The sequence below is a fragment of the Microcoleus pseudofavosus SVA1_A4 genome, assembly GCF_036700565.1.
Taxonomy (GTDB): Bacteria; Cyanobacteriota; Cyanobacteriia; order Cyanobacteriales; family Microcoleaceae; genus Microcoleus.
Genome location: NZ_JAUBPE010000032.1, coordinates 61322 through 71769, shown reverse-complemented (window position 1 = coordinate 71769; position 10448 = coordinate 61322). Strand labels below are relative to the sequence as shown.

General features: G+C 47.8%; 10 protein-coding genes. 3 read left to right on the top strand and 7 right to left on the bottom strand.

Annotated elements, in window-relative coordinates:
• Positions 1-210: 210 nt before the first annotated feature.
• A complete protein-coding gene (gene hisIE, locus QUA02_RS15810; RefSeq protein ID WP_333029135.1) occupies positions 211-861 on the bottom strand; it encodes a bifunctional phosphoribosyl-AMP cyclohydrolase/phosphoribosyl-ATP diphosphatase HisIE in 651 nt (216 codons plus the stop codon).
• 355 nt (positions 862-1216) lie between these two features.
• Here hisIE and hemL point away from each other — a divergent pair, with 355 nt between their 5' ends.
• Complete coding sequence (gene hemL / locus QUA02_RS15805) at positions 1217-2515, top strand: glutamate-1-semialdehyde 2,1-aminomutase (RefSeq protein ID WP_333029134.1); 1299 nt, start codon at positions 1217-1219, stop codon at positions 2513-2515.
• A 144-nt stretch (positions 2516-2659) separates the two neighbouring features.
• A complete protein-coding gene (locus QUA02_RS15800; RefSeq protein WP_333029133.1) occupies positions 2660-3697 on the top strand; it encodes a methyltransferase in 1038 nt (345 codons plus the stop codon).
• A 538-nt stretch (positions 3698-4235) separates the two neighbouring features.
• On the opposite strand, the gene QUA02_RS15795 is transcribed toward QUA02_RS15800, so the two are convergent.
• Positions 4236-5294 (bottom strand): tetratricopeptide repeat protein, encoded by a 1059-nt coding sequence (locus QUA02_RS15795; protein ID WP_333029132.1) that lies wholly within the window; start codon positions 5292-5294, stop codon positions 4236-4238.
• A gap of 179 nt (positions 5295-5473) precedes the next feature.
• Here QUA02_RS15795 and QUA02_RS15790 point away from each other — a divergent pair, with 179 nt between their 5' ends.
• Positions 5474-5638, top strand: coding sequence for a hypothetical protein (locus QUA02_RS15790; RefSeq protein WP_333029131.1), 165 nt, complete (start codon positions 5474-5476; stop codon positions 5636-5638).
• Between the two features lie 99 nt (positions 5639-5737).
• Here the strand turns inward: QUA02_RS15790 and ccmO are convergent, their stop codons facing one another.
• From ccmO to QUA02_RS15765, 5 genes are all read right to left on the bottom strand, one after another.
• Complete coding sequence (gene ccmO, locus QUA02_RS15785) at positions 5738-6511, bottom strand: beta-carboxysome assembly protein CcmO (RefSeq protein ID WP_333029130.1); 774 nt, start codon at positions 6509-6511, stop codon at positions 5738-5740.
• Positions 6512-6715: 204 nt separating this feature from the next.
• The gene (ccmN, locus tag QUA02_RS15780; RefSeq protein WP_333029129.1) at positions 6716-7357 is read right to left on the bottom strand and encodes a beta-carboxysome scaffolding protein CcmN; all 642 of its coding nucleotides are present in this window, start codon (positions 7355-7357) and stop codon (positions 6716-6718) included.
• A 289-nt stretch (positions 7358-7646) separates the two neighbouring features.
• The gene (gene ccmM, locus QUA02_RS15775; RefSeq protein WP_333029128.1) at positions 7647-9305 is read right to left on the bottom strand and encodes a beta-carboxysome scaffolding protein CcmM; all 1659 of its coding nucleotides are present in this window, start codon (positions 9303-9305) and stop codon (positions 7647-7649) included.
• A gap of 157 nt (positions 9306-9462) precedes the next feature.
• A complete protein-coding gene (ccmL, locus tag QUA02_RS15770; RefSeq protein WP_172186882.1) occupies positions 9463-9768 on the bottom strand; it encodes a beta-carboxysome shell vertex protein CcmL in 306 nt (101 codons plus the stop codon).
• 259 nt (positions 9769-10027) lie between these two features.
• Complete coding sequence (locus QUA02_RS15765; protein ID WP_006635058.1) at positions 10028-10369, bottom strand: carbon dioxide-concentrating mechanism protein CcmK; 342 nt, start codon at positions 10367-10369, stop codon at positions 10028-10030.
• Between the last annotated feature and the right edge of the window lie 79 nt (positions 10370-10448).

Genomic DNA, 10448 nt, shown 5'->3' with positions numbered 1-10448 from the left:
GGGATTTTAAAGTCCCAAAAGCCTTTCGATCCAACTTATTTACTTGCTACCCCTTGACATATCAAGACAGTATCTACCAACCACTTTTCGGTGTTCGATCGCATATTAGACTTGCATGGCATTCAATCGCTATCAATTCTTGAAATTATCTGTGTTTATCTGTGTTTATCTGCTTAAAATCGGCGGTTTAGGTATCGATTTAATTGTCGATTATTTTCGCCGATCGCCCAATTTGCGGTAAACTTCCCTCAAATCAACTTGATGGTGAGCCAAGGCAACCAAAGCGTGATAAAATAAATCCGCAACTTCTCCAGCAATTCCATCTTTGTCGTCATCTTTGCAAGCCATCACCACTTCCGCCGACTCTTCGCCAATCTTCTTGAGAATCTTGTTGTCGCCGCCCTCGAACAACTTGCAAGTATAAGAAGTTTCGTTAGGATTGTCGCGCCGATCGCAAATCACGTCAAATAATTGAGATAACATATCCCCCGGCGGCGCTTGAATTTCCCCATCAACTTGGTGAAAACAACTTCTTTCTCCCGTGTGACAAGCAATATCTCCGACTTGTTCGACTGTCACCAGCAAAGCATCGCTGTCGCAGTCGTAACGCAGCCCTTTGACATTTTGAACGTGTCCCGAAGTCGCTCCTTTCGGCCACAACTCGGAACGAGAACGACTCCAGAACCACGTCTGTCCGGTTTCGAGGGTTTTTTGCAGCGATTCCCGATTCATCCACGCCATCATCAACACTGTACCGTCTAAGTAATCTTGGACGATCGCCGGCACTAAACCGCGATCGTCGTAACGGATCTTTTCAATTGGGATCGATCGGCTCAAACTCGATAAATCTGTAGTAGACATAATTTTATTTCAACTATGTAATATACATTAACGCTTTCCTGTCGGATATTTTTTTTTATTCACCGCAGAGAACGCAGAGGACGCAGAGGAAGAGAAGAGAGGAGATTGAGGAAGTGATGGACAAATTGTCAAGAACTATTTTACAAAAAATTACACTTTATGGCGATTCCCTACGGGATAGCTTCGCTTCACGGTGCTAGTGCGACAAAGCCTAAAAAACCCAAGCTAGTATTGCTATTCATTGGTTTGTACCCTAAAATCTACTAGAATAGTTTCTTTGAATAGACCTAACCTTTATGCTGAACTGGCTATAAAATTATTCTACCAACAACAGACATTCACTAAGGAGAAAACATTGGTTTCCACAACCTTGAAAACCACCAAATCAGAAGAAATCTTTGCCGCCGCCCAGAAGTTGATGCCCGGTGGCGTCAGTTCCCCCGTCCGCGCCTTCAAATCCGTAGGCGGACAGCCCATCGTCTTTGACAGGGTAAAAGGAGCTTACATTTGGGATGTTGACGAAAACCAATACATCGACTACGTAGGCACTTGGGGCCCGGCTATCTGCGGCCACGCCCACCCGGAAGTCATCAAAGCCCTTCGCGAATCCTTAGAAAAAGGTACCAGTTTCGGCGCACCGTCGCTGTTGGAAAACGTGCTCGCCGAAATGGTCATCGATGCCGTTCCCAGCATTGAAATGGTGCGATTTGTCAATTCCGGCACCGAAGCCTGCATGGCCGTTTTGCGGCTGATGCGAGCTTTCACCGGACGCGACAAACTGATTAAATTTGAAGGCTGCTATCACGGGCACGCCGATATGTTCCTGGTGAAAGCAGGTTCCGGCGTCGCAACTCTGGGCCTTCCCGACTCTCCGGGCGTGCCGAAATCCGTTACCGCCAACACCCTCAACGCTCCGTACAATGACTTAGAAGCAGTAAAAGCTTTATTTGCCGAAAATCCGGGCGAGATAGCAGGCGTAATTCTCGAACCAGTGGTGGGGAATGCCGGTTTTATTACCCCGGATGCAGGTTTTCTCGAAGGTTTGCGGGAAATTACCAAAGATAACGGTGCTTTGTTGGTGTTTGATGAAGTAATGACCGGTTTCCGCATCGCCTACGGCGGAGCTCAGCAAAAATTCGGTGTCACCCCGGATTTAACAACTTTGGGTAAAGTTATCGGCGGCGGTTTGCCGGTGGGAGCTTACGGCGGACGGCGCGATATTATGGGGATGGTTGCTCCTGCTGGGCCGATGTATCAAGCGGGTACGCTTTCGGGAAATCCTTTGGCGATGACTGCTGGGATTAAAACTTTGGAATTGCTGCAAAAACCGGGCACTTACGAACAGTTGGATAAGATTACCAAAAAACTGTCCGACGGATTGCTAAAAATTGCTAAGGAAGCCGGACACGCGGTTTGCGGCGGGCAAATTAGCGGGATGTTTGGCTTGTTTTTTGCGGCAGGCCCGGTTCACAATTACGATGATGCGAAGAAGTCGGATTTGACGAAGTTCAGCCGTTTTCACCGGGGAATGTTGGAGCACGGTATTTATTTGGCTCCTTCGCAGTTTGAGGCGGGATTCACTTCTTTGGCTCATACTGAGGAAGATGTCGATCGAACTTTGGCTGCTGCTCGCGAAGTGATGGGCAGTATTTAGTTGGCAGTTGGCAGTTGGCAGTTGACAGTTGACTGTTGACTGTTGACTGTTGACTGTGCAGACTGTTGAATTTTCTGGAATCTCCAATCTCAAATCGATTGACTGTTGAGTGTTGGCATTTGTTATTTAGTTATCAGAAAAACTATGTCTCAACCAGAAACGAACCAACCGACTATAACCATGCCACCCCAGCTTGCAATGCTGCAAATGGCATCGGGTTACTGGGTTTCCCAATCAATCTATGTGGCGGCAAAGCTTGGTATTGCTGACTTGTTAAAAGATAGCCCAAAAAGTTGCGATGAACTAGCCACTGCTACAGGAACAAACGCCCGCTCGCTCTATCGACTCTTGCGAGCGCTGGCAAGTCTGGGGGTTTTTGCTGAGACTCAACCGCATCACTTCACCCTAACACCTGTTGCTGCTTGTCTTCAAACCGACGTTCCCGGATCGCTTCGTGCGTTGGCAATCATGCTAGGTGAGGAAAACTATCGAGCGTGGGGTAACTTGAGGCATGGCGTACAGACGGGAGGTAGCCCTTTTGAGCAAGTATATGGCATGAATATCTTTGAGTACTATGCTCAAAACCTAGAGCCGGCAAAAATTTTTGATGAAGCAATGACTAATTTCTCAGCGCTTAAGAGTGCTGCGATCGCTGCCAGCTACGACTTTTCCTCCATTCAAACGTTAGTTGATGTAGGAGGCGGACAGGGACTTCTGATTGCCTCAATTCTCAAGTCCAACCCCACAATGAAAGGTATTCTATTCGATCGACCGTATGTAATCGAAAACGCAAAGCCTTTCATCGAAGCGGAAGGAGTCTTAGAACGCTGCCAACTGGCTGCGGGTAACTTCTTTGAGTCTGTGCCTGAAGGGGGCGATGCGTACATTCTCAAACACATTATTCACGATTGGGATGATGAGAGGGCGATCGCAATTCTCAAGCAATGTCACAAGGTAATGCCTGCAAACGGCAAAGTGTTAGTAGCCGAACAGGTTATTCCACCGGGTAATGAACCCTTTATGGGCAAGTTACTTGACCTGAATATGCTGGTAATGGCTCCCGGTGGTTGCGAACGTACACAAGCGGAGTATAGAGCGCTTTTTGAAACGGCAGGATTCAAGCTCACAAGAATTGTTCCCACACAGGAGGAGGTGAGCATAATTGAAGGAATTCGAGTGTAAACCCAAACCTCCCAACTTGAATAAGCAGATATATCGCTCGCTAAAATTACTGCTTCCCAGGCCGATCCCGCTCGCAATAATTAATTCGATCGCTATTTCTTGCCGCCGCAAGCAGCTAACTTTTTCCGATCGCATAAATCTTGAAACATTAAATCTGCTATTGATTCATAAGTGCGTAGGTTGGGCTCTTGGAACGAACTCTCCGTTTCACTCCGCCCAACATTTTCGCTACAATTTTCCTTAACTCAACCGTATTGCGTTATACAGCATATTCCAGGTTCATGAAGTACAGCAGCTATATTGTGTGGTGTTAATCTGTAGGGTGCGTCGCTGCGAGATATTGGATAAAACTTGCTCGCCGGACGGGTGGCGACGCACCTTACACGGGCGATCGCAAGATTTTGTGTACTACATATACATGGAATATGCTGTATATTTGGACGGTCGCACGCTCTGTATGATTCCGATTTAACCGGATTTGATATTACATCCGAAGAAAGCGAATCCGTTGTCGAACTTCCCTCTTCTTGGTAAAAAATCACTCATTGAGAAATTCACCTTCACAGATAATCGAGTCTCTGTTCTCCAAATCTTCTTGACTCCAGACCGAGTTTAATGCTGCCGAACTTAAGGAAGTTGAAATTGTATTGTTTAATGTGGTGTTGTAGTATTCTGCCGCATTATTAAGTTCCACCTGCGGCGCTTCCTTGAAGTAGGAATTAATATCAGGCGTGCACCGCTGGGCTTGGTAGTATAAATAAGATTCAGCATTAATGCACATTACGTGGTAAAAATCCTTATTTGCCGCTGGAATATCTCCGAGTTTATACAGCGCTAAACCCCGGTTGAGATAAGCTTTAACATAGTTCGGATCGAGTTCCACTGCTTTGTCAAAGTCTTCAATTGCAAGCTGCATTTGTTTTAATTTGTAGCGAACGCAACCTCTGTTATAATACGCATAAACATTGTTTGGATCGATGCCGAGTGCAGTGTTGTAATCGGCGATCGCCTGCGTATTGTCTCCTAATTGGTGGTAAGAAAGACCGCGATTTATGTAAGCTTTGATATATCTAGGATTCAACCGCAGCGTTTCGTTAAAGTTCTCCGTTGCTGCCTCTTTTTCTCCCAAAAGGTAGTAAGCGCGCCCCCGGTTGTAATAGGTTTTATAATTGTGGGAATTGATAGATATAGCTCGATTGTAGTCTTCAATTGCTTCTTCGTAATTTCCTAAATTAGCAAGTACGAGTCCCCGGTTGTTGTAGATAGCGTGGCTGTCAGGCTTGCTTGCTAAAGCGCGGTTGAGATCGTCAATGGCTTTTTCGTGTTCTCCGAGATGTCGCCAAGCATTGCCTCGATTCAAGTATGCCTCGAACAAATTAGGATTGATATCTAATGCTTGACTGAGGTCTGCGATCGCTTTTTGGTAGTCTTTCATGTAATAGTAAACCAAGCCGCGATTGTTATAGGCTTTGGCATCGGCGGGATTGACTTGCAGTATCCGATCGAAGTCTTCGATCGCCGCTTTGTAGTTTCCTTTTTTTGCACTATGCAAACCGCGTTTGGAAAAATGTTTGAGGTTCAATTGTTTGAGGTTCATAGGTCAACTTTCAGGATTGCTTGATGCTGGGAATTGATTCCTTTGCACTGAGTGTTGAGTTCGACAGGCGTTAATCTGTTGAAAGAGCATCCACCTGCACCCACAGTAACTCTTGATTTATTCCAGGAAATCTACCCGAAACAGGATTTTAGGTCGATCTTAACAGCAGTTAAATCCTGGTGAAAGAGGCTGCATCTCGGCTGGATTTACTTCGTCGGTTCGATTGTTTACCCGACGATCGGCTTTCGCTTAAAAGTCTAGCTTTATTTGGTACTCTGTGTCGCTTGATGCGGCTGCGCGAGGCTCGATCGCCAAATGCAGTTCCTGACAGCTACTCGGTATAAATTGTTGCCGGGACTCCTGGCGAGTAAACTTTATATCTTTTGGAGAAACTTGGTCTCAGTATTTCCCGCAACACATCTCTACAAACTTTTATTGCTTAATTACCGATTGATTTCCTCTTCCACATAAACAGTCAACTTCTCCAAATCTGGAAGTTCGATCAATTCTTGTTCCTTTTCCTTAACCGACACGGGCATCATCACAGGTTGACGGTGTTCGATCCAGCAACTCGCCAGAGGCAAAGTTTGTTCCAAATCTTCCAAAGGCCTCGGAATTACCATCACCGCGTTCAACTCGCCAATGCGCTCAGCTTCGTACATCCCCGCTTCTACCGCTACTGCTACATCTGCAACTGCACCGCGAATAATTGCCGTGCACAAACCGGCGCCTATTTTCTCGTAGGCAGCCAAGTGTACGTCTGCGGATTTGAGCATAGCATCGCAAGCGCCGACCATTGCCGGAAATCCCCGCGTTTCGAGCAAACCGATCGCCTGATTGCTCAGCCGAGAATAACTGCCGCTTTCGGACAGTTGAGTCAGGCGAAAGCCGATCGGCAAAACCACTTCCAAATTAGCCAAAGGCCTAGCAATCACCAACTTAGAAACAAACTGCCCGAACTGTTCGGCAGTCTGAGCTCCAGCTTCCACAGCCAAACGCACATCCGAAATTCTGCCCCGGACGATCGCCGTACAGTGACCGGAACCTATTTTTTCATATCCTACTAAAATCACCCCTGCCGACTTCAGCATCATGTCAGCAGTCCCGACAATTGCCGGAAAACTCTTGGTCGATACCAAACCCAAAGCAGTGTCTTTGAAGTATTCCTGGCGCTGCGATCGCTCGGGGTGACTGTTACGATCTGTTTGTCCGTCCATCTTCTATTACCTTTAGAAACTTCCCAAAATAAAAATTTGTTGATAGTTTTAGTTTCTCAGATGAGAAGACAGACTGCACGAGCTACAAGACACTGATTGCTGCTGCAAGGCCTGACAAATTGCTGAGCTACCAATAATATGAGATTACCTATTTATATTTGATCTTTCTGCCTTCAGCATAGCTGCCTTTTGCCGAAATGACGGCTACCCGGAACCGTCCGATAAAGTTTGACCGTTTTCCTCCGATCGATTAAAAGCTTGTCGGTGCGGAAACAGCGTTCCCAGCAGCCGATTGATGTGAGCTTGGCCGTACAGAATAGTTGGCGTTTCCCCTGGTTGGGGGGGTTGCTCTGCGGTGGATTCCGGCACTGCTTCGGGAGTCTCCGGCGCCGTTTGAGGCTGTGTTTCGGCGGGTTCTGGCGGCTCGATCGGTCGATCGACTGGTGGCGTAGTGGCTGCGACGGTTTCCGGTGGTGCGGCTTCTGCGACAATTTGGCGGCTGCTGTCTCCGATGAGAGAACCGGCAGGCAAAATTTGCATTTGAGCTATACAAGGATCGATCAGCGTCGTCCCGGCGCCAATACAGGCATTTGCCCCGATCGTCCCCGCACCTACCACCAGCACCCCTGCACCCAAAATAACGCCCGCCCCAATGTCCAGATTACCTTCACGGGCGTGAATGATAACTCCCATACCGATACACGCACCGGGGGCGATCGAGATCCGGCTGCCCGGATCTGCTTGCAGGATGACTCCTGGGGCGATCGCCGCACCCTCATTCACAACTACATCGCCACTCATCAAAATCTGAGAGTTGCTACTTAATTGCAGTGGCGATAAATACATTCGACTTCACCATGAAAGGAGCTATTTTTTTCGATAAAAGGACTTTAAATTATGGGTTTTTTCGACTGATAAATTTAACCATGTCAATCTAAGAAACGATAATTTACTAATACTGAGAAGCTTGATGCTTTAACGTTTTATAGAAACTTTCAGAAGATTCTAGATTTTGACCAACATTTCTCAATCGAGCTTTATAACTATCTCAAATTCAACTTCAATCCGCTGGGGTTTCTCCCGTTGGCCCCTGTGCGAGGGCTTAACGGGAGAAACAGGCTAATTACCAGGCAAATTAAGGTCGTTGGATAATTTCTTCGAGTACCCGGCGCTTGGCCTTGGAGTCGATACCCAGCAAGCGGACGTACTCGCCGCTGTGTTCTTTGAGACAGCTTTCGAGGGCGGAAATCACTTCGGATTCGCGGTTGGATGCGATCGGCGCGCAACTGCTCCAAGAACCGGTGCGGAAACGGCGCGCGTCGGCGTGTTCCGAGCCAATTTTGTAGCCTTGGGAGAGCAGGTTGCGGATTTGGTCGATCGTCTTGCCGGTCAAACTTCCGCTGCTGGGCGCCGAACCAGTCGTCGTGGCTTTGTATCCCGATGTTGCTGCCGGCTTAGATGTTGCTGCCGGCTTAGCCGATTGACCAACCGGGCCGTCGGGACGCTGAATAATTTCTTCAACTATGCGCCGCTTAGCTTTCGGGTCAATCCCGATCAAGCGCACGTACTCGCCCGGGTACTCGTTCATCACAGCTTCCAAAGCGGCGATCGCCTCAGATTCGTTTCTGACTTGCAGCGAAGCCCCGCTTTGCCAAGAACTGGTGCGGAAGCGGCGCGCGTCGGCGTGTTCCGTCCCCACCTTGTAGCCTTGAGCTAGCAAGCCGCGAACCTGAGCCACGGTTTCGGCACTCAATTTTCCGCTTGACACGGAACCGCTATTGTGGTGTGAAGCTTGTTGTGCAACTTTACCGTTAGATTGGTGAGTTTTCGCACCGTTAGAACCGTTAGAGCCGTTGTCTCCCGGTCTTTGGACGATTTCTTCTAGTACGCGGCGCTTGGCTTTGGTGTCAATCCCGATCAAGCGGACGTATTCTCCTTGGTGCTGGGCCATGCAAGCTGACAAAGCCGCGATTACTTCAGAGTCGCGCTTTGAGGAAATCGGGCCGCAAGTGCGCCAAGAACCGGTCCGGAAGTGTCGCACGTCGGCGTGTTCGGCTCCCACGCTGTATCCTTGAGCTAGTAAATTGCGGATGCTATCGGCAAGAGTTGAACTCAATTGGGTGCCGGCATTGGTAGAATATTTGGTTTGAGTCATATTGGAGTTTTTAGTTTGCTCGTTGCGAATTGGTGCTAGACAGGCGATGTTCTCAGCGCAGCGATAACCCGTTCTCAGAGCGTCATTGATGCCGATGACATGGGTCGCAAATTTAACGTCAGAATCTAGAACGTCAGGCAAGCGATCGGCTTGTTGCTGATTAGTGATGATGGCTCCCGAAGGTATATACTTACCGGGGGGAATCTCGACATCTTGAATTAGTACGTGCATCATGACAATGCAGCCCTTTCCTACTCTGGCATTGAACACCGTAGAGCGAAAGCCGATAAAGCAATCGTCGCCTACGTATGCCGGGCCGTGAATTAAACTCATGTGGGTGAGGGAAGTATTTTTCCCCACCCACACAGAATAGGACTTGCTGTCGTCTCCTGTGACTCGGCCTTGTTCTAGGCCGTGAATCACTACTCCGTCTTGAATGTTGCTTCCTTGTCCGATATAAAAAGGAGTGCCTTCATCGGCGCGGATAGATGTCCCGGGGGCAATCATCACATTAGAACCGATATGCACATCCCCAATAATGTTAGAAAAGGAATGTACGAAGGCGGTGTCGTGAATTTTAGGCTCAGCCAAGTTTTTCGACCAAGGCGTCGGGGGAGCCGCAACGTTGCGGACTGCCATAAATTAAGTTCTCCTAAGCTGAAAAATCTTTTTGTTAGTTGTTAGTTGTCAACTGTTCACTGTTAGCTGTTCACTTTTCACTGTCAACTGTCAACTGTTCACTGTTAGCTGTTCACTGTTCACAGCCAACTGTCAACTGTCAACTGCCAACTGCCAACTAGCGGTACGGGTCGTCTTTTTTACTGTAAATGAGGCGATTTTCTACATTGACAGTATCTATAATGCCTACTACCAGAGCATCGATCGGACGGTTTTCGCTTCCGGGCGCGATCCGGGCTGCGCTGCCTCGGGTCACTAAGACCCATTCATCGATACCAGCACCCACACAGTCAGCGGCTACCTCATATCCGGGAACTGGGGAACCTTCCTCATCGATGAATTGCAGCAGTAGAAATTTCGATCCTCTGAGTGTCGGCTCTTTTTGGGTACTGACAACTGTGCCGAGAACTTTGGCCATTTGCATTTTAGGTAATAGGTAATAGGTAATTGGTAACTGTCATTTTTACACTGTCACTTGTCTTTTTTTTAATTAGCTTTACTCAGTCCGCTGTCCGCCGTTTAGAGTTCTTCGTCTAGTAACTAATGAATGACTAATGACTAATGACTAATAACCAATATCCCATGCCCTCCTCAATTAAAAATTAAAAATGCTAAATCAAAAACATCGCGATTTTTAATTTTTAATTTTTAATTACCTAATGCCCCTTTGCCGATCGCCTATCTTACGATCTGTTGAGTGGGCGAATGCCGCTGACGCCTTCGCGGAACTGTTCTACAGCTTCGGTGTAGCGAATGGGCAGCACGTACTCCAAGTTTTCGTGAGGCCGAGCGATAATGTGGGTGGACATCACTTGTCCGCCGTTAACGCGCTTCACCGACTCTACTCCAGCGGCGACGGAAGCTTGCACTTCCGAGACATCTCCTCTTACAATGACTGTAACGCGAGCGCTACCGATTTTTTCGTAGCCTACCAAGGTGACGCGGGCGGCTTTGACCATCGCGTCAGCAGCTTCTACCACTGCGGGGAAGCCTAGGGTTTCGATCATGCCAACTGCAATTGCCATTGGTTTTACTCCTGATTGAATATTTGGGGAACTAAACAGTTAATTTTGGACGTTCGCACAAATTTTCGTCAAACGAAAT